This is a genomic window from Bacillus sp. FSL K6-1003, from assembly GCF_037964945.1.
Taxonomy (GTDB): domain Bacteria; phylum Bacillota; class Bacilli; order Bacillales; family Bacillaceae; genus Bacillus; species Bacillus mojavensis.
This window is the reverse complement of sequence record NZ_CP150176.1, coordinates 749,779-773,806: the sequence shown is the minus strand read 5'-3', so window position 1 is coordinate 773,806 and position 24,028 is coordinate 749,779. Positions and strand designations below refer to the sequence as shown.

At 48.4% G+C, this 24,028-nt stretch carries 19 protein-coding genes and 1 pseudogene; 5 read left to right on the top strand and 15 right to left on the bottom strand.

Annotated elements, in window-relative coordinates:
* Window positions 1-364: 364 nt before the first annotated feature.
* Entirely contained in the window at window positions 365-3,553 is a 3,189-nt protein-coding gene (locus NSU16_RS03925; protein WP_339192145.1) for a bifunctional cytochrome P450/NADPH--P450 reductase, read from the bottom strand.
* A gap of 149 nt (window positions 3,554-3,702) precedes the next feature.
* Between NSU16_RS03925 and NSU16_RS03920 the strand changes: the two genes are divergently transcribed.
* Window positions 3,703-4,773: a DUF3900 domain-containing protein gene (locus NSU16_RS03920; protein ID WP_339192144.1), complete on the top strand. Its 1,071-nt coding sequence runs from the start codon at window positions 3,703-3,705 to the stop codon at window positions 4,771-4,773.
* A 32-nt stretch (window positions 4,774-4,805) separates the two neighbouring features.
* On the opposite strand, the gene NSU16_RS03915 is transcribed toward NSU16_RS03920, so the two are convergent.
* A complete protein-coding gene (locus tag NSU16_RS03915) occupies window positions 4,806-5,915 on the bottom strand; it encodes an FAD-dependent oxidoreductase (protein ID WP_168747164.1) in 1,110 nt (369 codons plus the stop codon).
* 161 nt (window positions 5,916-6,076) lie between these two features.
* On the opposite strand from NSU16_RS03915, the gene NSU16_RS03910 reads away from it, so the two are divergent.
* The gene (locus NSU16_RS03910) at window positions 6,077-6,580 is read left to right on the top strand and encodes a MarR family transcriptional regulator (RefSeq protein ID WP_168747163.1); all 504 of its coding nucleotides are present in this window, start codon (window positions 6,077-6,079) and stop codon (window positions 6,578-6,580) included.
* Window positions 6,581-6,758: 178 nt separating this feature from the next.
* Here the strand turns inward: NSU16_RS03910 and NSU16_RS03905 are convergent, their stop codons facing one another.
* The 3 genes from NSU16_RS03905 to NSU16_RS03895 all read right to left on the bottom strand — a co-directional run bounded on the left by NSU16_RS03905 (window position 6,759) and on the right by NSU16_RS03895 (window position 8,711).
* On the bottom strand, window positions 6,759-7,403 hold the full coding sequence (locus tag NSU16_RS03905) for a Bax inhibitor-1 family protein (protein ID WP_010333322.1): 645 nt from the start codon (window positions 7,401-7,403) through the stop codon (window positions 6,759-6,761).
* 115 nt (window positions 7,404-7,518) lie between these two features.
* The gene (locus NSU16_RS03900; RefSeq protein ID WP_010333321.1) at window positions 7,519-7,686 is read right to left on the bottom strand and encodes a YezD family protein; all 168 of its coding nucleotides are present in this window, start codon (window positions 7,684-7,686) and stop codon (window positions 7,519-7,521) included.
* A 155-nt stretch (window positions 7,687-7,841) separates the two neighbouring features.
* Window positions 7,842-8,711, bottom strand: coding sequence for an STAS domain-containing protein (locus NSU16_RS03895; RefSeq protein ID WP_010333320.1), 870 nt, complete (start codon window positions 8,709-8,711; stop codon window positions 7,842-7,844).
* A 196-nt stretch (window positions 8,712-8,907) separates the two neighbouring features.
* Here NSU16_RS03895 and NSU16_RS03890 point away from each other — a divergent pair, with 196 nt between their 5' ends.
* The 3 genes and pseudogenes from NSU16_RS03890 (at window position 8,908) to hmoA (ending at window position 10,171) form a co-directional block, all read left to right on the top strand.
* On the top strand, window positions 8,908-9,438 hold the full coding sequence (locus tag NSU16_RS03890; RefSeq protein WP_339192143.1) for a hypothetical protein: 531 nt from the start codon (window positions 8,908-8,910) through the stop codon (window positions 9,436-9,438).
* 108 nt (window positions 9,439-9,546) lie between these two features.
* Window positions 9,547-9,732: pseudogene (locus NSU16_RS03885) on the top strand (VOC family protein); the annotation flags it as partial.
* A gap of 115 nt (window positions 9,733-9,847) precedes the next feature.
* Entirely contained in the window at window positions 9,848-10,171 is a 324-nt protein-coding gene (hmoA, locus tag NSU16_RS03880) for a heme-degrading oxygenase HmoA (RefSeq protein WP_339192142.1), read from the top strand.
* A gap of 38 nt (window positions 10,172-10,209) precedes the next feature.
* Here the strand turns inward: hmoA and NSU16_RS03875 are convergent, their stop codons facing one another.
* From NSU16_RS03875 to NSU16_RS03830, 10 genes are all read right to left on the bottom strand, one after another.
* A complete protein-coding gene (locus NSU16_RS03875; RefSeq protein WP_010333316.1) occupies window positions 10,210-10,905 on the bottom strand; it encodes a DUF421 domain-containing protein in 696 nt (231 codons plus the stop codon).
* A gap of 76 nt (window positions 10,906-10,981) precedes the next feature.
* Window positions 10,982-12,325 (bottom strand): alpha-galacturonidase LplD, encoded by a 1,344-nt coding sequence (gene lplD / locus NSU16_RS03870; RefSeq protein ID WP_339192140.1) that lies wholly within the window; start codon window positions 12,323-12,325, stop codon window positions 10,982-10,984.
* Between the two features lie 8 nt (window positions 12,326-12,333).
* Complete coding sequence (locus tag NSU16_RS03865; RefSeq protein WP_010333314.1) at window positions 12,334-13,221, bottom strand: carbohydrate ABC transporter permease; 888 nt, start codon at window positions 13,219-13,221, stop codon at window positions 12,334-12,336.
* Between the two features lie 13 nt (window positions 13,222-13,234).
* Window positions 13,235-14,191 (bottom strand): sugar ABC transporter permease, encoded by a 957-nt coding sequence (locus tag NSU16_RS03860; protein ID WP_339192138.1) that lies wholly within the window; start codon window positions 14,189-14,191, stop codon window positions 13,235-13,237.
* A gap of 54 nt (window positions 14,192-14,245) precedes the next feature.
* Window positions 14,246-15,754, bottom strand: coding sequence for an extracellular solute-binding protein (locus tag NSU16_RS03855; protein ID WP_339192136.1), 1,509 nt, complete (start codon window positions 15,752-15,754; stop codon window positions 14,246-14,248).
* A 121-nt stretch (window positions 15,755-15,875) separates the two neighbouring features.
* The gene (locus tag NSU16_RS03850; RefSeq protein ID WP_339192134.1) at window positions 15,876-18,449 is read right to left on the bottom strand and encodes a hypothetical protein; all 2,574 of its coding nucleotides are present in this window, start codon (window positions 18,447-18,449) and stop codon (window positions 15,876-15,878) included.
* 44 nt (window positions 18,450-18,493) lie between these two features.
* The gene (locus NSU16_RS03845) at window positions 18,494-20,488 is read right to left on the bottom strand and encodes a beta-galactosidase (protein WP_339192132.1); all 1,995 of its coding nucleotides are present in this window, start codon (window positions 20,486-20,488) and stop codon (window positions 18,494-18,496) included.
* A gap of 5 nt (window positions 20,489-20,493) precedes the next feature.
* Window positions 20,494-21,147: a rhamnogalacturonan acetylesterase gene (locus NSU16_RS03840; RefSeq protein ID WP_168747155.1), complete on the bottom strand. Its 654-nt coding sequence runs from the start codon at window positions 21,145-21,147 to the stop codon at window positions 20,494-20,496.
* A gap of 3 nt (window positions 21,148-21,150) precedes the next feature.
* Window positions 21,151-22,161 carry an L-glyceraldehyde 3-phosphate reductase gene (mgrA, locus tag NSU16_RS03835; RefSeq protein ID WP_339192130.1) on the bottom strand — a complete coding sequence of 337 codons (1,011 nt, stop codon included), beginning with the start codon at window positions 22,159-22,161 and terminating at the stop codon, window positions 21,151-21,153.
* A gap of 9 nt (window positions 22,162-22,170) precedes the next feature.
* The gene (locus NSU16_RS03830; RefSeq protein WP_339192128.1) at window positions 22,171-24,009 is read right to left on the bottom strand and encodes a rhamnogalacturonan lyase; all 1,839 of its coding nucleotides are present in this window, start codon (window positions 24,007-24,009) and stop codon (window positions 22,171-22,173) included.
* Between the last annotated feature and the right edge of the window lie 19 nt (window positions 24,010-24,028).

Genomic DNA, 24,028 nt, shown 5'->3' with positions numbered 1-24,028 from the left:
AAAATCAAGGCATCACACAACAAATAAATATACCGCGCTATACCGGGATATTTACGTTTTGCACATACCATTTCTATTACACCTATTTCAAACCAAACACTGGACGAAAGAAGCCCTCAATTCGTTTCACTTTTTTCTCGGAAATAAAAAAGGTTTCTTTTGTCCTGCCCGCTTTTGGAAAAAAAGAAATAGATACCGAGTATAAGAATAACATAAACTAGCAAAAACGAAAAATAGGTCTTAAGGACAGCCCACCCTTCAGGCGGACTGTGGTTATTGTATGCACAGACGTTTAGCGAGATCACATTTTTTTAAAAAGGACATAACAAAAGGACTGGATCTCTCCAGTCCTTTGTAAAAATAATCAAATCCCCGACCAGACATCCTTTGCATACATGCCCGTTTCCTGCAGATGTCTGAGCCAGTTTTGCGCTTCTTCTTCACTGGTGCCATGAACAGATTGATACGCGTTTTGCAGCGCGGCCTCCACATCAGGCGCCATCCTGCTGCCGTCACCGCATACATAAAGACGGCCGCCGCGGTCGAGGATCGAAATTAAGGTTTCCGCATGCTCCTCCATGAGGTGCTGAACGTACGTTTTCGGTATGCCTTCTTTACGGGAAAAAGCCGTGTGCACAGTAACAATTCCGTCTTGTTCAAACTGCTTAAGCTCATCTCGGTAAATAAAATCGCGGTCGTTCCTGCAGCCAAAATAAAGATGGGCTTCGCCGAGCGTTTTTCCCTCGCGTTTTAAAGCTGACCGGGCTTGCAGGAATCCGCGGAATGGCGCAACCCCTGTTCCCGGCCCCACCATGATGATTGGTGTTTCAGGGTCTTCCGGAAGCTGAAATCGGGATTCCGGCGTGCGGACAAACATCACGACATCATCTCCCGCCTTCCGCTCCGCTAAGTCATTCGATGCCACTCCGCGATATTCGCCGCTGCCGCTCCAAGCCGGCCCACGCACAACGCCTACAGTTATCGCGGCTTGTTCCGGATTCACCCGCGGGGAGCTTGAAATCGAATAATACCGCGGTTTTAACGGGCGTAAAAGCTCTAAAAACCGTTCAAACGGCATTTCACATGATTCATATTGCTCGAGCAGATCCAGCATGGAAATCCGTTTTTTCAAAATTTGTTCCTGATAAACGCCCTCTTCCGTCATATCTTCCAATTCACGTTTATGAGGCGGACAGACGGTAAATGCGGCCAGCTCGCGTATTTGCGCCCTGGTTGCGGCTTCCTGCACCTCAACGCTGTAGCTGAGCAGATCATGCAGGCTGACAGGCCGATCCAAAGGCAGGTGCCCGGAGCTGCGCCCGCTTGCCGTCAGTGTAACTTGGTCCGTTCCTTTTAAGCCGAATCTGTGAAGAATCCGGCTGACATTTGTCCGGCTGTTCCTTGGAAGAATGCCAAGGTGATCGCCCTCCCGATATTCGACGCCAGAAGGCAGCGCAATTTCGATATGTCGGGTGCTGCGGCCACTGTCTGCGGACTGGAGTTCTCGATTTTCCGCAATGGATGCGTGAACCGCTTCATACGACCGGGCTAATGGGGATTCTCCCAGCCCCCTGACAAACTGAAGGCTCAGCGTGCTTCGCTCCTTATCAGCGTTTTCATTAAGTTCGAGTCCGAAGGCTTTGATGGCGTCCGACCACATGCTTTTTTTCCACTGGTCAAGCTGTCCTTCAAAATCACCGCTGACATCGCCCTCTCCGCGTGCAGAAAAACGAGTCGCCCCTTTTTCCGCTAGCTGCTCGTCAATGGTTCGCGGAACGTACTGATACGTGCTTGCCCAGTTATGATCTCCGCAGCCAAACACCGCATAATGGACACCCTCCAGCTCACCTGGCTGTATTTCGTCAAGCCACTGCACAAACTGACCCGCATTGCTTGGCGGTTTTCCATTATAGGAAGAGGTGACGATCACAACAGCTCCCTCTTTCGGCAGCTTTCCAATCTGATCGTTCAAGGGCGCCACCTCAGTCCTTACCCCGTGAAGACTCGCTGTATCGGCAAGCTCCCGGGCGACGCCTTCCGCGGTGCCGGTATCTGAGCCATACAGTACGAGTAGCGGCCGGTTGTTGAGACCGATAACCGAAGCACTCTTCGTTTCCTGTTTGCTCTTTTGTTCATCGTCGTGCGCCGCTTTTTCCTCCGACGGGACGCCGGCATGAATCGCTTCCTGATTTCGCGTTTGAACTCGGATGTGAAAATCACCGGGCTTAAGTGTCAGCGTTTGTTTGATATCAAGCTCGTAATTCTCGTGATCAATCAAAGTAAAATATTTTAATACCATGCCCAGCACAAGCGTAGCCTCATGCAGGGCAAACTGCATGCCAATACAGGCTCTCTGTCCATTCCCAAACGGCTTGTAGGCATGATGAGGCACTTGGTCCTGATGTTCGAACCGTTCTGGACGAAATTCTTCAGCGTCCTCTCCCCATGCGTCTTGATCGCGGTGAAGCTGCGGAATCAAGACAGAAATTCTGTCCTTGGTTGTGATCGGATATTTTCCGCCAATGACCGTATCTTCCTTCGGATAAAGACTGAAAGCCGGAGCCGTCGGCCATAAGCGCAGTGATTCATTTAAAATCATCCGTATGTATTTCAGCTCGAGCACTTGTTTATAGGTCGGCGCTGCACCCGTCAGCACCCGGTCGACCTCTTCATACGCCTTTTTCAGTTTGTCAGGATGCTTCAATAAAAAGTAGATCGCAAACGACAGCAGGCCGCTCGTTGTTTCATGCCCGGCAATTAAAAATGTAATGATCTGAAAACGGATATTTTCATCATCAAGCTTCTCCCCGGTCTCCGGATCTTCCACCTTCAGCATCCGGGCGAGCAAATCTTTTTCATCCTGATCTCCATCCGCCTTGCGCTCCGCAATAATGCTGTCGACTAACGAAAACATCGTTTGAATATCGTGGTGGAATTGGCGCTTTGTTCTGACCATGAGTTTATCTTGAACATCGAGCCGCTGCATCTGGTGCATCGCTTCATCCAGCGCGCGCACCATGCTGTTGATAAACGGATGAGGCGTTTCTCTGTAGTAGCTGTTAAAACGATAGTTAAACCCGCATAACCCAATCGTGTCCAATGTCAGCCGGGTCATATCAGCGGGAACATCGACTGCTTCATTCGGATTGAGCCGAGCCCACTTTTGAATCAGCTGAACAGCGATATCAACCATTTTTTCATGATAATCCTTCATGGCCCGCTGGCTGAACGTCGGCATGAGAATGTTGTGCGCTTTTCTCCAGTTGGGCTCGTGCGTCCAGCTTGTAAACAATCCGTCACCCGAAAACGCGCGAACCTTTTCCAAAGCGCCTTCAATGCTTTTATCGAAACGCTCTTCATCACAAACTTCTTTCACGAATTCATGGCCGGACACCACAATTGTCGTACCCGCCGGTGTGTGAATTTGAAAAATAGGGCCTTGCTCTTCCGCCAATTTGATCAGTGACAGAGTCGGTTTATCTTTATCAATTAAAGGAAGATTGCCGAGCGGTCCAAACGTCTTCGGCTGAGGAATCGGGCTTGTTTCCTTCATCGAACCATTCCTTTCCGTATGTAATGCTTTCTATCTGACTACATTTCCCTTTCATGGTGACGATTATTCCATTTCTCTGATTGACGCCTGATCGTTGTTTTTTCTATACTTGAGAAGCTGTACAATACGCAAATAAGGTGAGTTCACATATGGATTTTGAAATTCGATTTTTATCCTTTTATGTCATACAGGTGGAAGGCAAGGATGAGCAGGCAAACAAGCAATTCAAGCACTTCCAGACCCTTGATACAGAGGAGTTTGAAGAAAGCGAGCTGAAGGACTTTCTTGACGGAGAGCTGAAAAAAATCGTCAAACGGAAAGCCGACCGCCATCCGCCATCCGAGCAGGTGCCGACGAAAATCGGCCACTTTATCGTCGAGCCCGGCCACGAGCTGGATTCCAACCCGAACTACAACTTGTTCAACCGCGCCCGCCTGGCGGAAACAAAAGAGGACTTTAACGAGCTGAGCGAACAGTTCGTCCGCACGTACCTCGACACGAGTGCGGTCCGCGGCGGTGTATTCTTAGTCGCTTCGGCTGTGCCGAGAAAATACTTCGACGAGTCATTTGTCTTCATTATGAAATGTGATTTTGAGCCGAAGGTCGCCCGCATCTCAGACGCGTCTTCCCTCATTAAAAAAGTCGAAATGGCCATTACGACAAAAAACATGAAGAGCATCCAATACCCGTTCATGCCGGAGGAAGGAATGATCGAGGAAGGCGAGCTGAAAATCCACCAGGCCTCGCACGCCCGCTATTTCGAGGATTTCCTGAAATTCGTTGAGTACGGTGAATCAATGCCGGAAATCATGAAAACCCAGGTCATGAACATGGTGCAGGAACACGTCTATGAGACATTTGAGGACAATAGCGAAGAGCTCAAGCAGTTTGAACAAGACATCGAAATCTGGGAAGCGAGCGAAAAGCGGGAAATCCAAGAACGCCTCGACACACATCAAGTGATCGAAGCCTCCGCCCAGATCATTGAGCACACGCCGGAGGCCGAGCTGAAAATGAAAGTCGGAGAAACCGAGATTAAAGGATTGCTAGTTGATTTTGGCGAATCGATTCATCTCGCAAAAGTGAACGGGCGCTATGTCGCGCTGATTGAAGCGGAGACGATTTCGTTTGAGAAGGGCAGTTCACCGGTGGAGTTTTATAAGCCTGATGGGCTGCATGAGGTGATTGAGCGGATACGGAATAAAACAGAGCAAGAATAAAAAGTCCAGAATTAATTCTGGACTTTTCCTATTTAATATCCTTCCCTCAACACCGCATAGCACTCCCCAATCAGCTCTTCCGCTCCCGGCTCTCCTTTCAGCCCGCGGCGGACGATTTCTGAAGATAAGTCCTGCACTTTGAGCGCTCTTGGTGCTCTTCTTTCGTCGTATGCCTGAAACGCGGTTTCGAGGTCGTCATGCTTTTTGAGCTCTTCGGAAAGCACAATCGCATCTTCAATGGCCATGGCCGCTCCTTGTGCCAAGGTCGGCGCTCCGGCGTGGGCGGCGTCTCCTCCGATGACGACGCGGCCTTTGTACCATGGCTCCTGCACGGCGACCTGCTCCAGTTTATTAAAAATGACGGGGTGTTCTTTTGACATATGCTTTGTGACAAAATCAAGCCCCGGGAAGCCTGAGAGGATCTCTTTGACTCTATCAAACCGGGTCTCTTCCTCATCCCAGTAATCGCTCGTGCAAGGCTGGAGGACGAAGACATAGCCGGCGTGTTCCGCCAATGGCACGACGCCAATTTGTGTCTCTCCGCTTCTGTACATCAATGTCGCGTCCTCAAATGTGTAATCGGGAAGCTCGATATAAAAGCGCCACGCCCCCATGCCGAGAAACTCTTTTTCTATTTCTTTTTGCAGCATGGCATCCCGCACAATGGAATGAATGCCGTCAAAGCCCGCCAGAATGTCAGCCTGCATCTTTTCTCCATCATCACATACGGCAGTAACCGCTTCAGGCGTTTCTTCATAAGCCACAATCTTTTTCCCCCACAAAATCCTTGCGCCCGAAGCTTCGGCATGCTTGATGAGAATGTCATTTAACGTTTTTCGCAGGATATTATTGCGGCCCGGAAGCTTATCATCTAAGAAAGACTCACTGACTTTGAATAATAGATTCCCCTGCTTATCGAATGTTTTAAACCACGCTGTTTGAAATCCATGCTCGCAGCACTCTTCAAATACGCCCAGCTCCTTTAACACCGCCAGTGCGTTTTGCGGCTGGAGAATCCCCGCGCCGGTCTTGCGGTTTTCTGCAGCCGCTTCACATAAGGTGACGGAAAAACCTGCTTTCCTGAGAGAAATGGCTGCCGACAGCCCGCCAATTCCGCCTCCCGCTATCAGTATATGTTTCATGTTGATAACCACCTTTTCAGTTCGCTGTATGTAGTTAGGCACCTAACTACATTACCTTACTATGTCCGGCAAACAGCTGTCAATCACCTCCAACACAGGTTGCGTTCTGATTTTCTCTCCATTATAATCGTGTCACGACAAACGTACGGGAGCTTATTGTGATGGAATTAAAACATTTACCGCAATACAAGCATATAACAGAACACGCCGAGACGTATTCCAATGTGGACGCCGGCTCTCTTGAATTGTTTTTATCTTTGTTTGATATCTCGAAAAAAATGAATCATGTGATGGAGCATTATTTTTCCAGACGCGGATTGTCTGAAGGAAAATTTAAAATCCTGATGCTTTTGTTCGACGCAAAGGACCACACGTTAAGCCCGACGGAGCTCGCCAAGCAATCAAACGTCACGAAGGCAACGATTACCGGCCTGCTTGACGGACTGACGAGGGACGGATTTGTCCGGCGCAGGCATCACAACGAGGATAAACGAAAAATCAGCATTGAGCTGACAAAGGAAGGCAAAGAACGGCTGGAGCAATTTCTGCCCGGCCATTTCAGCAGGATTTCCGCAGTAATGGAGAACTACAGCAATGAGGAAAAAGACATGTTCGTAAATATGCTGAGTGATATGTTTGAAAAGCTAAGCGTGTTTAAAGACTAAAAAACCCGTCTGATCTGGACAGGCTACAGTACTTTTTTTTAAGCACGGTGACAAATATGCCGCTGATCACAAACACAATGCCGCTCAGAACAGATGTAAAAATGCCGGACACCACTGGTACATAATAAAACGCCAACCGTCACAAAAAGCGCCTATCTCAATGACAGGCGCTTTCTGATTAATCATCACTGCTTAAAATGCCAAAGAAGCGAAGCAGGTTGATGAACAAGTTGATAAAGTCAAGGTACAGTGATAATGCCATAACCGGAATTAAGTCCTCCGTAATATCGCGGTGTTTGATTTGGTTCAAATCATACAAGATATAAAGGGAAAAGACGATGGTTCCAATAACGGAATACGCCATCATCGCCGCGGAATTCAGCGGGCTGAAGATGCTGAAAATGCCAACCGCAATTAGTGCGATGAGCGCTACGAGCAGAAACGATGACAGGAACGATAAATCCTTCTTCATTTTTGCGCCGATTGTACCGAGCACAGCAAAAATTAAAAATGTAGATCCGAACGCTTCAAGTACCACATAGGCGCCGGCAATCGAAGCGTAGTGGCTGACAATCGGAAATAGGGTAATGCCGGAAACGAAGGCGAATGTATAAACAAACGCATACCCGACCGCTTTTCTTCTGCGCATCCAGAAGGCGATAATGATCATCGCCACTTCAAGGATCGAAAGCGGCAGCATCAAAGCGACAGGAATAAACTGGCCGATGTACAGCCCGACGGTTGCGATCAGCAGTGTAAAGATAAACACTGTTAAAATGCGCTGCATGATCGAATGCTTACTCTCATGAACTGTAGCTTGCATGTCAAAAATCCTCCTAAGAAATGATCTTAAAGGTCTATTATATAAAAAATGGATGAAATATGTATATGTTTTAAGGAGAATTTAATGTCGAACAAAAACCTTTAAAACACCTCTTTTACTTCGATTCTTTGCTTTTCAGTGAGAAACGGTGCTTTTCCACCTTCTCAATCTGGGTGACCTGGGAATCATGTACGGTGATTTGAACGGTGCCGAAATCCAGTGTTTCCAACGAGCTGATGATTTTTTCAATCACTTTCGGATCAACGGTTGTTTTTGAAAGCAATGACCTTCCCCCCTGTTCAGTTTTAATTCATAGTATTCTTATAAGAATTATAATATTATGTTTTTTCCAATAAATCAATGGTGATTTCCATTCAAATCAAAAAGGCATATGATCACCCAATCAAGGGACGGTCATATGCCTCATCAGATTTCATCTTAGTTTTCTTCCAATTCCTCAACAATACAGCGGACGCCCATGTTTTCAAGCGCCTGCTTCAACGAGCCGTATGTTTCATATTCACTGAAATCAAGCCCTAATTGAATCGATGTTTGGGCGACATCCGGCCGAATACCTGAAAAAACGGCTTTGACGCCAAGTAAGAAAAGTGTTTTCGACAGGTTGTACAATTGCTGCGCAACCATTGTATCCACAATCGGGACGCCGGAAAGATCGACTACAAGGCTTGTAATTTTTCTCTCAATGCATCGGACCGGCACTGTCTCTAAAATCACCTGCGCACGTTTTGTGTCGACAGAGCCAATCAGCGGCAATATGCCGATTCCATCCGCAATGGAAATCACCGGACAGCCTAATTCACTGATTAATTCCTGCTGAGAAGTGAGCCTCATCAGCATAAATTTTTGATACTGCTCGGAAAACTCAATAATCAGCTTATCGAAAGACTGATTCACAATACGGTTCCAGCGGTCAGCATCCTCATTTGTGACGATATCCCGATGCTCTTTTATAAACGTAACAACAGCATCCCAGAATGCGATTCTTGAATTTGATATGGCTTCAACGACCTCATGCACCGGAACATCTTGCTCTACTCTTTTTTTCGCAACATTCAGCGCCCATTTTGCCATATTGTCTTGAAATTCGGTTTGTTCCTCCAGGAATGCACTTGCGATTGTTATATTAGTAAACGTATGTTGCTCCGTCAAAAGCTTTTTCGTATCTTCACTTAAATGCTCGGCGGAATATAATTCGCCCTGCAGCTGTCTCCGTAAACTGAACCATTTCTCAGTAATGTCAGCCGTATGGTCTATGATATATTGATATAGTTTTTGATCGATATTCACGGTCTGTCTCCTTTTTCGTAATAGAAGCTCTTATATTATAAAATTATAAATCGAAATTGTGAATGGGACTAGGGAAAAATAGATTGATTCTGCACACTGAGCGCATGCCAATTCTATCCATAGGCAGATTCACCAATATAAGCCCACTTTCATATCCTGTCAAATGTACAGTTTACTTGAGAAAGGACGTTATGATATGTATTATGATCCATATATGTATGATGGGCCGATCTATGATCCATGGTCCCCAGTAGAATATGATTACCGCTACCCAGTTGGATATCCAGGGCCTGGTATTGGTGGAGGCGCCGTACCTGGATTTGGCGGAGGTGCTGTTCCGGGTATCGGCGGAGGCGCCGTGCCGGGAATTGGCGGAGGTGCTGTTCCTGGTATCGGCGGAGGCGCTGGGCCTGGTATCGGTGGAGGCGCCGTGCCGGGTGTTGGCGGAGGAGCGCCGCAAGGGCCTCCGCCTCATAAAAAGCCGGCAAAACCGAAAAAGCCTCAGGGCTTGCATGGGGCAGCTTATTTAGTTGAACCCGTTCTCATTCAGCCTTGTCTCTTCCGGTTTACCTATGTTTGGTTAACCAACGGCAGTTCATTTTGGTTCTTCCCAATCATTCTTGGAAGAGAATCCGTCGGCGGCTTTTATTGGGATGCCTCACACCATCGCTGGTTTTATTACGCCTTGGACACAAAACATATAGATGTCGTAAGCTGTTCATATTAATGGTCAATCAGCCGGTTCTTCCGGCTGATTTTTCTGTGTTCCATTAGCTTTAACAGGTTAAGATATACATATTTATTGAATTGGAGGTCTCCCTATGATCAACAAATCGACATTGTGGCGGACCATCCGATGGGACCAAACGCAAGCTGGCTGGAGGTCTCTTTGAGTGTGAAGGCATCTTTGGCTCATATGATTGAATGAGGGCAAACAGTGTAGAATTTCTCAGTGAGCCGAACCAACCTGGAGTGGGACACCTTTGTTCAATTTCAGGACGAGGACGGCAATGAGTTTTGATTGAAAGCATAAGTGCGGCGGCGGAGAAAATGCTCCGCCGTGCTCTTTTTTTGACATTGAGAATGAATTTCATTTACAATAACGGATATATATGAGTGTGATTGGGGAGAGATAAATGTTTGTTCAGTTGAGAAAAATGACGGTAAAAGAGGGCCATGCTGATCAGGTGATTGAACGTTTCAGCGCTGAAGGAATCATTGAAAAACAGGAAGGCTTAATTGATGTGACCGTGCTTGAGAAAAACGTCCGCCGCGGCGATGAGGAAGTCGTTGTTATGATCCGCTGGGAATCCGAGGATCACTGGAAGCAGTGGGAAAAAAACGATGCGCATATCGCCGGGCATAAAGCGAACAAAGGCAAGCCAAAGCCTGACTATATGATTAGCACTGAAGTGAGCATGTATCACGTGAGAGCTGTCAAACAAGGGACTCATCAATAACGGAAAAAGAGCTTGGGCTGTGCCGCAAGCTCTTTTTTTCATGAAAATCTGCTTTCTTCAAATGTGACGGCGTACAGCGGTTTATTAGCATGCCATTCAGCAAATAACACATCCTCAGTCTTTTCAATTCCCTGCTTTTTCAGCGTTTGCCGCAGCCATTGTTCGTCTACCCCCGCTTCTTGCAGGTTGTCATACACAATCTCTCCATCAAGAATTAACGTGGTGGGCAAAGACACATCCTGCGGCGGAAGATTCATATCTTTTCTCGTCGGATTGCCAAAATCGGATTTCTGAAGAACGCTGACCATCCCGTTTGTTTCTAATATGGCATATTCCACTTCCTGTATGGAAAAGCAGCCTGCCTGCCTTAAAAGGCTCTGCAGCTGATTAATATCGAGCTTGTTTTTCTTTAGCATCTCATATTTCAGCTTCCCTCTATGAATGACAATACTCGGTTCACCTTCCAGGAACTTTCTGGAGCCCTTTATTTTTTGGGTAATGAATTCAATCAGATAAATCAGCAATCCCCATAGCAGTGAAGCAAAAATGATCTCTTTGATCTTAATTTCATGATCATACACTGCATTTCCGACCAGTTCCCCTAAAATCAAAGCAGAAATAAAGTCAAACGGAGTGATTTGAGAGAATTGGGTTTTTCCGAGAAACTTCAAAATGACAAATAAAATACCCAAACCGCAAACTAATTCTGCCGCTACACTGAGATAATCTCCCATGTTGATAGCACCTACTTCTTAAAAGCTACTATCATTATGGTCAACTGCATTATTTCTAAACGGTCTCTGTTCGCTATTATAAAAACGCCTGGTGCTTTGACAGCATGTCGTCAAAAAGCTGCTTCGCATCATGGCGGTCGAGTGTGACAAGCGGGTCATTGAGAAACGCTTGAAAAGCGAGACCGCGGTCCTTTGTTAATCCCGCTTCCGCCACTGCCTCCTGATTGGATACGTGTCGTGTAGCCAGCAGTTCCACACCCTTCGGCAGCGCTCCGGAAACAATCGGCTGGACACGGTTGCGGGTAATAAATGCGTTTGTTTCCACGATCGCATCTAATGGCAGATGAGCGACCTGGCCTTGATTCGGCAGATTCACATTTGTTACAAGTTCGCCCAGCCCGAGGAGTGCCGCCATGATGGTCACGCCCTCTTCTCCTGATGCTTTCCTCTCAACACCTCGTTTTTGCTGTGCCATGTAATCCGTTTCTTTTTGTTTCCGGTCTCTGTCCTGTTTTCTGAAGGATATGGGTGTGAGGTGAAACTTCCATGTCTCAGGCTGTTTGAGATAACAACCGGGGAAAAACTCAGCCAGATGCCTGTCACCCGTAGCGGGGATGGCACCGTATGTTTCAAATAAATCAAATGCAATACGGTGTGCAGAGCGAAATACACTGTCCTTCCAGCTTTCCCCCTCCAGCTCATAGCCGGATTCGGCATAATGCGCACAGAAATCATGGAAAACAGGCAGCAGATCAATATGCCGGTAAGAAGCTGCTGTCACCCATGTAAAATGGTTAATGCCCAGCACATGAACATGAATGTCTTCACGCCGCTTCACCTCTAGTCCAAGCCTATTGGTGACCATCTCCGCCAGCAGTTTTTGCGTGCCGAATACTTCGTGGCAGCAGCCGAACGCTTTTATACCGGGAAACACTTTATACAGCGTTCTCGTGCACACAGACATTGGGTTTGTATAATTGATGACCCATGATTCGGGGGCGTAGTCTCTTATTGCCCGGGCAATTTCTGCAAACATCGGAACGGCCCGCAAACCTCTCATGATTCCCCCAGGTCCGACAGTATCACCAACCGATTGATAGATGCCGTATCGCTCAGGCAGATGAACGTCCGTTTCCATGTCATCCAAGGTATCCGGCAAAATCGAAATAATGATGATATCTGCACCGGATAATACCTTTTTCAAAGTAGAAACCGCCTCATACCTCCATCTGCCGTCTCCGCTGTGATTGCCGATGATTTCATTTTTCTTTGCCGCTTCAAAATTCAGATCATAGAGCGCCACCGTGCCTGACATTCGTTCATCAAGGGACAAATCGCTCATCAAGCTTCGGGCCCAGCCTTGGGAACCTCCGCCGATATACGCGATTTTGACCTGATCTAACGTACTGATATGAAACACTCCCTTTCTCAGCCTTTCACAGAACCGATCAGCATGCCTTTGGCAAAATGTTTTTGTAAAAATGGATAAACCGCCAGTATCGGTATGGTCGCGATGACGATGACAGCAAGCTTAATGCCCTGCTCCGGCGGAATTGTATTTTGCATCGTATCGCCATTGGTCGCCGTTAAGTCCGATAAAATCGTGACCTGGCGAAGCACCATTTGCAGCGGCCATTTTGCACTGTCATTGATATATAAGAGAGCATGGAAGAAATCATTCCAAATTCCGACCGCATAAAACAGCGCAAAAGTGGCAATGACCGGCTTTGACAGCGGCAAGGCGATCCGCCAAAAGACGCCGATTTCTGAACAGCCATCAATTTTTGCTGATTCCTCAAGCTCCCGCGGCAGCTGCTGAAAGAAGTTTTTGATAATTATGAGGTTAAACGGATTGATCGCCATCGGCAGAATCAGCGCCCAATAGGAATCCAGCAACCCAAGTGATTTGACGACAAGGTACGTCGGAATCATCCCCCCGGAAAACAGCATCGAGAAAATCACCAGGTTTAACAGCAGATTCCGTCCTTTCACATGCCGCTTCGCCAGCGGATACGCCATCGTAAAAGTGAAAAACAATTGCACGGCTGTCCCGACAACAGTGATGAAGATGGATACGCCCATGCTTCTGATAAACGTCGGTGTCGAAAACACGTACCGATAAGCGTCAAGAGTAAAGGTTTCCGGGAAAATAAAGAAGCTGCGCTGAGCCAGCTCAGCTTCTGTCGCAAAGGAACCGGCGATAATATACAAAAACGGCAAAATGGTAATCGCGCCGACGCCGCCAAGAAACAAAATGTTGCAGACGTCAAAGACCCGTCCGGCTTTTGTGTTGTGCATCGTGTGAATGTCAGCCATACCTCTCCCTCCTTTAAAACAATCCTTCTTGATCGAACTTTTTCGCGATGTAATTAGCACCGAAAATTAAGACAATCCCGACAACCGATTTAAACAAACCGACAGCCGTGCTGTAGCTGTATGCGCCTTGGGTAATCCCCATCATGTAAACATACGTGTCGAAGATGTCGGCCACGCTGCGGTTGAGCGAGTTTGTCATCAAATACACCTGTTCAAAACCGATATTTAAAAAGCTTCCGATCCGTAAAATTAAAAGTACAATGATGGTGCTCCTGATTGCCGGCAGCGTAATATGCCACATCCGCCTGAACCGACCGGCCCCATCCATGATCGCCGCCTCATATTGCTCCTGATCCACCGTTGCCAAAGCGGCAAGAAACAAAATCGTTCCCCAGCCTGTCTCCTTCCAGATGCTTTGCATGACAATCATCGGCCGGAACCAGTCAGCGTCTGATAAGAAAGAGACCTGATTCCCCGTCAGGCTCATGACCATTTTGTTGATGACGCCTGTATCGACTGTAAAGAAAACAAAGGTAATGCTGACCACGATTGTCCATGAGACAAAATGGGGCACGTAAATAAGGGTCTGAACGCACCTTTTATACACAGCCTTCCTCAGCTCATTCAACAGCAAAGCCAAAATGAGCGGCGCGGGAAAGGCAAAGAGCAGATCAAGGCTTGCCAGCATGAGCGTGTTGCGCAGCAGCCGGAAAAAATCCGGATTCATAAAAAAGTCCTTAAAATAATCAAAACCGACCCATTCGCTTTTCCAGAAGCCTAGATATGGCGAATAATCCTTAAATGCAATGAGAACGCCCCACATCGGCAGGTATTTGAAAACCAAAAAATAAAGCAGACCGGGAATAAGAAGAAGATAAAGCCATTTGTCTCTTTTGAGCGCAGCCATCCAGCTGATGCCTTTCTCAGCAGTGAGAACAGGTGCGTTTCCCTTCTTCGGCACCGTTTCCATATCTGTTCTCCTTTCGTGATACCGGCGCGCCCGCCGAACGGCAGGCGCATCGGTTTATTTTGACGTTTGATACAATTTGTTTAAGTCCTTCATCAGTTCATTGCCGCCGCTGTTTTCCCAAAGCTTCACCGCATCCTTGAAGCCTTTTTCATCGATTTCTCCGATAATAAATTGCGTTCTCGCATCAAGAATGATGTTGTCAAGCTGGGCTCCTTTTTGGGTATAGACATCGGAGACAAGCGACTCCGCCGGGTTAAAGACGGCTATTTTTTCTCCTTTCGTGATGATGTCCTTGCGATGCTGGAAGAGCTTTGTTTTCTGATCTTCGATGTAGTACTCGCTTTTCGGGATGGACATGCTGAACTGGGCCAAGCCTTCATGCTCATACAGGAGGGATTTGTTGTTTTTTTCAAGAGAGGTGAATACGCCGTCCTTCAGCTCATAATTTCGGTCCTCCACTCCGTTGTTGGTCAAAATCTGTGCTTCCTTATCGTTCAGCTTATCAAGGAAGGACAGTACCTCTTTCAGCTCTTTTTCCGTTTTCACGCTTGATTTTGGTATCGCAATCATGCCTGAATATCCTGATGTCGGGAAGGTGCGCTTGCCTTTTGGTCCTTCTACTGTGCCGACGATATCAATGACATCCTTGTTCGACTCATCCGCTTCTTCCATGGCACTTTGAATTTGCGACGCTCTGGAGCCTGTATCAACGATGACACCCGCTTTTCCTTTTACAACCGGGTCATTCCACTTCGCCGAATCCATAACAGCAAAATCCTTGTTGATCAACCCTTCATCATACAGCTTCTTAAAGAAGGTGAGCGCCTCCATATATTCCTTCGTTGTAAAATCAGGCACGAGCTTCCCGTTTGCAACGCCGTAGCGATTCGGGGCGCCGAACCAAATTTGCAGAACATCCCACGGGCTTCCATTGCCAAGCCCCATCCATTTCGGCACGACCATGCCGTACGTATCGTCCTTGCCGTTTCCGTCAGGATCTTTTTCCTTAAAGGCCTTCAACACCTCATAAAAATCATCAAGCGTTTCCGGCATATCGAGCCCGACGTTTTTGAGCCAGTCGGTTCTGATGATCATACAGGCTCTAATCAAGTCTCTCGATCTGTAGACCCCGTACACCTCGCCATTTATTGAGCTGTTCTTGAGTATCTTTTCATCAGCCTGGCTTACATTCTTGTAGTCTTTTAAATAAGGAGACAGCTCCCAAAAAGCGCCCGCTTTGACAGACTTGATAAAGCCGGCTGACTTATCTTTAATCACAATCGCATGAGGCATCTCTCCAGAGGCCATGACGATGTTAAATTTATCGTTGTAGGATGAATCAGGCACCCATGTGACCTTAATATTTTTGCCTGTGTATTTCTTTAACGCTTTTAATGATGGGCTTTTATCACTCGGGCTTTCCGGTGACAGCAGCGGCGCCATGATGTTGATCGTGTTTTTTGAATCGCTCGCTGAATTGGATGTTTCTGAATTGCTGCACCCGGCTATCATCATGGCAGCGAGCGGTAGAGCGAGCCATTTTTTTCGTATTCTTTTTTTCATGATGCGTCAGTCCCCCTTTTTCTCCTTTTCATTTCACCTTTGCCACCCCTAATATAAAGCGCTTACATAAATTCCTGCAATCTTCATTTTTTGCATCATTTTTCCTATAAAATGAAGGCTGTTATCCTTTTTTGCAGGATGTATCTTTTTTTGCAGGGAGGTATTCACCTATTAATTCAAGTGCCGCAATGACATTTAAACACCATTGAGATATAGTGTTTGTCGTTACCCACGGAAGCTCTTCAAGCTGAGTCCATGTCTCGATTGGCACGGGTTTGATTGGAAGCGGCGTATGGCTCAGTTTATGGTCGAGCAAAAGATTCCACGCTTTTTCGGCGAGGTAATGGTCTTGTTTTTTTCTCGCAGCATAGGCTGTCATACCAGCCGCAAACATTGGCCAGTGAAAGTGCCCGTCATGGAGAACACCTCCGCTTTTTTTGCGTTTTTCTTCATCACTGAATGTGTAAAACTCGCCAAATTCACTCAGCATTTCCTCCCATTCGCGGTCATCGAGAAGCTCAGCCAGTTCCATCCACACTTGCGGCGCGCCAAACGCAATGATCATATGATAGCCGCCCGCGATGCCGTCTCCCATGTGATGAAGCATAGACGTCGCCGGATCATATTCAAACGTTGGACCTGATAATAAGCGAAGCGGCAGGCGTTTCAGACAGCTGATGCCCGTTTGGATTTTCCTCAGATATTCAGGATTCTCAGTCCGCTCCCATTCCGCCAGCCAGTTCGAGCAAAACGCCGCCCAATCCGGCCCCGTTCTGACGTGAGTCGGGTGCTCTCCCTTCTCGTAGAATGCACGCATCGGATCGGTGTTTACTAGGGCGGCATCGGCGTCCTTCACTTCTGTCAAAAGATCTCCCGCGCGCTCATCTCCCGTCAGATAATAGTAGAATTTATAAAGGCCGGCCATGCTGATTCTCGCTTCCTTGCAGCCGCATCCCCAGTGCACCACGTTATGCCGGGAGCCAAGCCCCGCATATTCTCCGAGATGAAAACAGTCGGTTTCACTTGTATGGCGGGTCATTGCTTCAGCCATTCGGAACAGATCTTCTCTGCCGGAGCGGAAAAACGCCTGCCACAGCCACAAGGTCGGAACGAGTTCATTATTTTGCCACGCGTATCCGCCGAGATCATACCGCCACATATGCCGGATCGGGTCATACGTATGCATGACGTCCCCATAGTTCCAGAACCCGTACCATCTGCGCTGCTCCACTTCTTTTTGATAAAACAAGAAGGCGGCGTCCAGCTGTTCTTCCAGCTCTTTTTTGACCGGATCGGCCGTATCGATCACACTCCAAACGCCAAGCGCTTTTGACTCGTAATAAACGTCCGGCTCACAAATGAGCAATGGCGGTGCCTGCCATTTGTCCGCTAACGCATTCAGCACGTCATCTGTCGGCATCTGAGAGAAGCATGACAAGCTGATGTCGTTTGTGTTGGCAATGCCTGTCGAATCAGAGCGCATCTCATCAAACCCTTCGTACGCGCTGACGACATGGGTGTTCCCTGTATAATGCCTCAAATCCATTGCTTCCGCGTCTGGCGGCCAGAGCCAGACGGTCATGTTCGGTTGATCATCGGCAAGACCTGTTATCTCAAGTGACGACGGATATTTTTCAAAAAAATACCGCAGGCCGATTGCTACCCCTCCATTTTCGCCGCCCGCATAGCAAAGCCCCTTCGCCCGCTTGCCATGCAGCACGTCAACCCACGAATATTCCTTGCCGGTCCGTTTTGCCAGGCGGTAATGATCGCTGGAGTCCTGAACGAGTTTCATATCATTCCAAACTGCGTTCTGTATGCCGTGTGCGAACCATTCCTTGTGCTCTTCACTTGGAGAAATCGGTTCGCCATTGATGTGCCGCTGATAAAGAGGATACCGTTCACTCCATTTGCGGGTGCCAAACAGCTGGGCGGGTTCTTTATAAACGCCTTTGTCCCCCGCAAAACGGAAATGGCGGTTGTACGGCTCTCCCTGTAAAAAGAGGTCAAACTGCATGCCAAGCCCTTTGATGAACTCTCGTTTGAAATTCCTGTCGATCAGCTGAGTGTGCATGATATTCATCTCTGAAAGCCCGGCATAAAATGTGAATCTGATGATAAAGGGCAGCCACTCTTCTTTTGTCTTTTGGAGTAGATGAACCCCCTCCATCTTGATGACTGCTTTTACAGGACCTCTCTGTTCAATGACCACACGTTCGATAAGACTGACCGATGTTTCATGAAAAAAAACCTTTTCCGCCGCCATCTCCTTTCTCGTTTCCTTTATTGCGATCAGCCGCCCGCCTGCGGCGATCGGCTTTCCGTTCATCACCAGCGATTGAATGATGTCGGAGCCCGTTTTATTCACAGTGCAGACAAGCGCTCCGGTATCCACTTGGATTGCATCCTTTGACTCGTGGATCATGAGCTTTTTCGCTGGCGGCTGGGTCTCTTCTTTTTGCAGGGTAAAGCTTGTATCGGTTTGTTGACTGAATACAGCCGCGTGCTTCGTCCATTTGATGGTCCCGTCCGGCCAATAGGCCGACGGCTCGCTTTGCACATAGCCGCTTTCACCCTTTGCATTGATAAGCGCCAAACAGTCTCCCTTTTTCAATTCTCCTTTTTTCCAAGGCACCCCCCACGTTACACCGCTTTTCAGCTGAGGCTGTTCTGATAGCCATTTAATCTTTTTCATCGGTTCTCTCCTTCCATATAAAAAAGCTGATTCAATGCAAAGAATCAGCTGCGATTATCAAACTGAATCACACGGTATTCGTGTGGTCCGACTGACAGTCTCCCGGCTCCGACTGAACGATTGGCCAAAAGGTCGGTCCCCTCTTTTGGAAGCGTCACACTTCCGCCTTTTCCATTCATATTAACGATGATCCAAACGAGGCCGTTTTCTCCTTTTCTCGGGGCAACAATTGTGCCGGGGGTGACATCGGATCTGACAGAAACGGCTGCTTCTCCCGCATAATGCCTGACGAGTGCTTCCAGCATCGCATCTCCTTTTTTGCCTGATGGAAGCGAGCCGAGCAAGACGATTTTCCCTTTGCCGTGCTCTCGTTCTGACAGAAAGGCATGGCCGGCACCAGGCCCGGATTCAACTGTGCCGAGAGTATTTCCGCTCCCTGCATCAAACACTGCGCTCCACAGTCCGAGCGGCGCCGTCATGCCAAACGCTTTTCCTGTATTTGCATCCTCGTTCATCGGGAACGTAAACAGCGTTTTGATTCCGGCTGTTTTCTCCAGTTCTCCAAGGCCATAATCGGTATGAACCGTATGCTCGCCCGTACGCCCTCCCGTCAGTGGCCCGGCAATCCATATGCCGCCCGCTTCAGCAAATGCGGAAGCTTTTTTGATAAAAGCAGAGGACAGATAAGGCATAAATGGCGTAAACAGCACACGATAGCCCTCCAGCGGAAAGCCTTCCGGAACGAGATCACGATGAATGCCCGTGTTGAGGATGCGCTCGTAAAAGTGTGTGATAAGCGTTCGGTGTTGGAGCCCCCGGTGAGGTTCTGTTTTCAGAAACACTTTCGCCCTGTCGGAATAGGTCATCGCAACATCAGCCTGCACGGGCACAGTAGAAAGAATGATCGGTTCGATTTCCTTTCTTGCCCGCTCAACCGCCAAAACGTTTTGATAACCGATCGTCGGCTCTCCCCATGCACTAAGGACGGAACCGTGTGAAATCTCGCTGCCGGAACGCTGCTGGCGCCACAGCCAGTAGCAAAATCCCTCGCTCCCCAAGGCGTAAGAAGACACGGCTTCAGCTTGTAAATACCCATCGGCGTGCGGCATGGCACAGCTTTCGAGAGAGGCTGCATACGACGGACTTGTTTCCAGAATCCAAAACGGGCGGTCTTTTTTGAAATGCCTCCAAATATCACAATTTAATAAAAATGCAGATGCATTATCCTGGGAAGCGTACGTATCATAGGAAGCAAAATCGAGATTCTGAAACATCCGCTCATTGTCTGTGCTGAACATGACCGAGCCGTTATGAGTGATCGGCGCATCCGAATAACTGCGAATGATTTTCGCCTGTTCATCTGCAAATTGAGCGATCATCTCCATCGAAAACAGCTGATACATCGTGCGCAATGAAGCGTGATGCAAAAACGGGGCCGGACCCGGCTGCGGCACCTGCTCAAAGGTTTGATAGGTTTCGCTCCACACATCGGTCCCCCACGCTTCATTTAACCGTTCAATCACACCGTAACGGTTTCTAAGCCATTCATGCCATAAGCTTAGGCACGTCTCACACATGCATTCAGCCACATGGCATTTAAATTCATTATCGAGCTGCCAGCCGATCAGCCCCGGCAGGTGTCCCAGCTCTTTGGCGATGCTTGTGGTGATGATGGCGGCTCTTTTTCGGAAATATGGGTTATTTGTACACGCATGCTGACGGGAGCCGTGCCCCATCACCTCTCTTTTTTCGTTAATGTGCATTCGCTCCGGCCGCCCGTGCGAGAGCCAAATAGGCGGTGTCGGCGTCGGTGTGCACATAATCGTTTCGATGCCGTTGTCATACATCCTTTTGATCATTTCCTTAAAAAAGCTCACGTCAATGTTTCCTTCTTCCGGCTCGATCACAGACCAGGCGAATTCACCAATTCGCACAACATTGATGCCGACCTCCCGCATCCTGTCAATGTCCTGCTGAATCGTGTCTTCATCCCATAATTCCGGATAATAGCATGCGCCGTGATATAGTTTTTTCCCCAAGTCCTTCACCCTTCTTTGACGATAGATTCTGTTAATGGCAGTCCGAGCTCCTTCATGCCTTTCGCTACGAGTTTTGCCATTTCATTTGCGCCTTTTTTTGTAAAGTGCGTGTAATCGTCAATCCCCTCAGAAACCATAAAATAGGTGTATACTTTTTCTTCCCCTTTCTCAGTAAAGAAAGCGAGGCTTTTTTCCATTAGATCAATAAGCTGGACATTCTCCTCAGCAGCCGTCTGCTTCATGGCAATGCAATAATCAGGAAAGTCGTTCAAAAACACGCCGTTTTCATAATGAAAGCGGGCTACTGGTGTAATGAGAAGCGGATGGGCGCCTTTTTCCCGCGCGCCTGCGATATATTGCTTTAAATATTGTTTATAGGTGGTATAGGGCTCAGTGTAGCGCTCAGGTTTGTTTTTCGACGCGTCATTATGGCCCATCTGCACAAACAGCCAATCATCCGGCTCGATCACATCAAGGATCGCCTGAAGCCTGCCTTCCTCCACAAAGGTTTTTGAGCTTCTGCCGCCGATCGCTTTATTGATCACCTGAATATGCTCCGGCAGATGCGAACCGAGAAACTGCCCCCAGCCCCCTTGATTTGTCCTTTCTCCATACGTTTGGACAGTCGAATCACCAGCAAGATAAATATGATTTGCCATGTCTCATTCCCCCTCGTTTTTTTCACTTAATATAAACTCAATGGCAGAAAGCTCTTCGTTTGAAAAGTCCGCTGATTGCAAGGCTTGAACGTTTTCCTCTATTTGTTGCGCCCGGCTTGCTCCAATTAAAACAGAGGTCATCCGGGCATCCTTTAAAAGCCATGAAAGCGCCATTTGCGGGAGCGATTGTCCCCGTTCTTTCGCAATCTTATTCAGCCTTTGCGCCTTATTGACCGCCCTTTCGGTTATATGCTCCGTCTGCAGGAAAGAACTGTTCGCATCTCTTGCTCTTGATGTTTCCGGGATGCCTGAAACGTACTTTGTCGTGAGAAGCCCTTGAGCAAGCGGCGCAAACGCGATGCAGCCGGCTCCCTTTTTGTCCAGCACATCAAGCAGCCCTTTTTCCGGATCGCGGTGAAACATTGAATATTGCGTCTGATGAATGGCGAGCCGAACGCCGAGTTGATGTAAAAGTTCGGCCGCGCGCTCAGTCTCTTCAGGACTGTAGTTTGACAGTCCGACATACAAAGCTTTTCCTTGGCTCACAAAGTCCGCCAGCGCCTCCATCGTTTCCTCAAGCGGCGTTTCAGGATCAGGACGGTGCGAATAGAAGAGATCCACATAATCAAGCCCCAGCCGCGCTAAGCTTTGATTCAAGCTCGCAGTCAAATGTTTTTTCGAACCGCCATTGCCGTACGGCCCCTTCCACATGTCATAGCCGGCTTTAGTGCTGATGATGAGTTCATCACGGTAAGGCGCAAAATCCGTTTTCAGCATGCGCCCGAACATCTCCTCAGCGGAGCCGGGCGGCGGGCCGTAATTGTTGGCCAGATCAAAATGGACAATGCCTGCATCAAATGCAGCTCTCAGCATGGACCGCGCGTTTTCCGGAGAATAGGCATCGCCGAACTGATGCCAGAGGCCGAGAGAAATAGCGGGAAGCCTTAATCCGCTTCGCCCGGCTTTGTGATAGGTCATTTTGTCATAGCGTTCAGCCTTTGCTTCGTATCCCATACATTCCTCCTAAAGCGGCGTCTCCGCTTTGTTTCCCGCTATGTACAGAGCGGGCTTCGGCGGTTTTTTCATCCCTGTTCCGAGATAAAAGCTTGTGTGCGGCGGCTGGTTGTACGCGGTGTTCTGCCAAGCGATCCCGAGCCTGTAAACCGGATCGTGCATCAGCGTGTAAATACGGTGACGGGTGAGATGTGTCGTTGTATAGATACGGAGCGCGCTGCTGTCCTCGGTTCTCCAAATGACCTCTTCCCGCCAGTCTCCGAACAGGTTGGCCTGAAGAACCGGGTTTCCTTTTGTCCCGTTGTTGGACAGCACACCTTCCGGCTGAAAAATCGTTTTTAAACAGCGGTTTTCAGCATCCCACTTTTCAATCTTTGGTTTGCCGAACGTTCCGTTCCATTCATGATCCAAAAGCTCCCTGACTAAGTCTCCGTCCCACCAGATGGCGAAATTGGCTGAAGCAGGCGCTTTGTCGTTGATTTTTTCTCCTTTGCTCGTATAGAGCCCATATGACATTCCATCATTGCCCGGCGGATCGATTCCCCAGACAAGCGATCCCTTATACCGAGGGTCAATATGAGCAGCCATTCCTCTGCCGACATCTGTTCCGGCATGGACGCCCCATAACACCTCACCTGTTCCGGCATCACGCAGCGACAACCCATACGGCTTGCTTGCGTCCTCATGAACCTGAAACACTTCAAGCCCTTTGCGTGACGGATCAAGATCGCCGACGTGCATGGCGTCTCCGTGTCCGAGTTCCGTCGTGTACAGACCGGTTCCTTCATGATCGACCGCCATGGCGCCGTAAATAATTTCATCTTTTCCATCTCCATCAACATCAGCCACGCTCAAGCTGTGGTTTCCCTGTCCCGCGTATGCTTCATGCCCCGGCTGATTTGAATCAAACGTCCAGCGTTTTTTCAGCCTGCCGTTCCGGAAATCATAAGCGACGAGTACTGTTCTCGTATAATAGCCCCGTGCCATCACCAAGCTCGGCCGCTCTCCATCCAAATAAGCGATTCCGGCGAGAAAACGGTCCATGCGGTTGCCGTAGCCGTCTCCCCAATCCTCCAGTTTTCCCCGAGGCGGTTCATAATCGACAGTCGTGAGCGCTTCACCGGTTTCCCCTTTAAACACTGTCAAATATTCCGGACCTGACAGAATTCGGCCCTGCTCATTTCTGAAATCAGCATGCTCTTCACCAATGATGTTTCCTTTGCCGTCTATTGTGCCGTCGGCTGTTTTCATAGCGATTTCTGCTTTTCCGTCACCGTCTAAGTCGTAGACCATAAACTGCGTATAATGGGCACCCGCTCTGATGTTTCTGCCGAGGTTGATGCGCCACAGAAAAGTGCCGTCCAGTTTATAGGCGTCAATGAGAACGTCTCCGGTATATCCATGGTGAGCGTTATCTTTTGAGTTGGACGGGTCCCATTTCAGGATGATTTCATATTCTCCGTCCCCATCCACATCTCCGACGCTCGCATCATTGGCGCTGTAGGTATACGTCTTTCCGTCCGGCGTGATACCGCCTTCCGGTTTGTTAAGCGGCACCTCTAGGACATTTTCCCGCCAGACGGGAGCTTCTTTGGACAGCTTTTCTTCCCGTCCTTTATTGACGGCTGCCACCTGGTAAACAGAGTCCGCCATTCCGTTTTGATCGAGAAAATTGGTGCTGTCCGCGATCGGCTTGCGGGTGATCCGCTTTCCATCCCGATAAAGGTGAAAAGCCGTCGTCTCATGATCCGTTCCGAGAAAACGCCAGCTGACAAACACGCCCTGCTCCGTCCTGACCGCAATTAAGCCTCTGGTCAAGTACTCCATCTGCCTCTTTTTTGGTTTCATTTTAAATGGGAACGGGCCA

Excerpts from the sequence above, each read along its gene's own strand:
- NSU16_RS03830 (WP_339192128.1), bottom strand. The coding sequence starts at position 24,009 with ATGAAACCAAAAAAGAGGCAGATGGAGTACTTGACCAGAGGCTTAATT.
- NSU16_RS03925 (WP_339192145.1), bottom strand. The coding sequence starts at position 3,553 with ATGAAGGAAACAAGCCCGATTCCTCAGCCGAAGACGTTTGGACCGCTC.
- NSU16_RS03865 (WP_010333314.1), bottom strand. The coding sequence starts at position 13,221 with ATGGCTGACATTCACACGATGCACAACACAAAAGCCGGACGGGTCTTT.
- NSU16_RS03860 (WP_339192138.1), bottom strand. The coding sequence starts at position 14,191 with ATGGAAACGGTGCCGAAGAAGGGAAACGCACCTGTTCTCACTGCTGAG.
- hmoA (WP_339192142.1), top strand. The coding sequence starts at position 9,848 with ATGTTTGTTCAGTTGAGAAAAATGACGGTAAAAGAGGGCCATGCTGAT.
- NSU16_RS03910 (WP_168747163.1), top strand. The coding sequence starts at position 6,077 with ATGGAATTAAAACATTTACCGCAATACAAGCATATAACAGAACACGCC.
- NSU16_RS03890 (WP_339192143.1), top strand. The coding sequence starts at position 8,908 with ATGTATTATGATCCATATATGTATGATGGGCCGATCTATGATCCATGG.
- mgrA (WP_339192130.1), bottom strand. The coding sequence starts at position 22,161 with ATGGGATACGAAGCAAAGGCTGAACGCTATGACAAAATGACCTATCAC.
- NSU16_RS03915 (WP_168747164.1), bottom strand. The coding sequence starts at position 5,915 with ATGAAACATATACTGATAGCGGGAGGCGGAATTGGCGGGCTGTCGGCA.
- NSU16_RS03855 (WP_339192136.1), bottom strand. The coding sequence starts at position 15,754 with ATGAAAAAAAGAATACGAAAAAAATGGCTCGCTCTACCGCTCGCTGCC.
- NSU16_RS03875 (WP_010333316.1), bottom strand. The coding sequence starts at position 10,905 with ATGGGAGATTATCTCAGTGTAGCGGCAGAATTAGTTTGCGGTTTGGGT.
- NSU16_RS03905 (WP_010333322.1), bottom strand. The coding sequence starts at position 7,403 with ATGCAAGCTACAGTTCATGAGAGTAAGCATTCGATCATGCAGCGCATT.
- NSU16_RS03920 (WP_339192144.1), top strand. The coding sequence starts at position 3,703 with ATGGATTTTGAAATTCGATTTTTATCCTTTTATGTCATACAGGTGGAA.
- NSU16_RS03850 (WP_339192134.1), bottom strand. The coding sequence starts at position 18,449 with ATGAAAAAGATTAAATGGCTATCAGAACAGCCTCAGCTGAAAAGCGGT.
- NSU16_RS03840 (WP_168747155.1), bottom strand. The coding sequence starts at position 21,147 with ATGGCAAATCATATTTATCTTGCTGGTGATTCGACTGTCCAAACGTAT.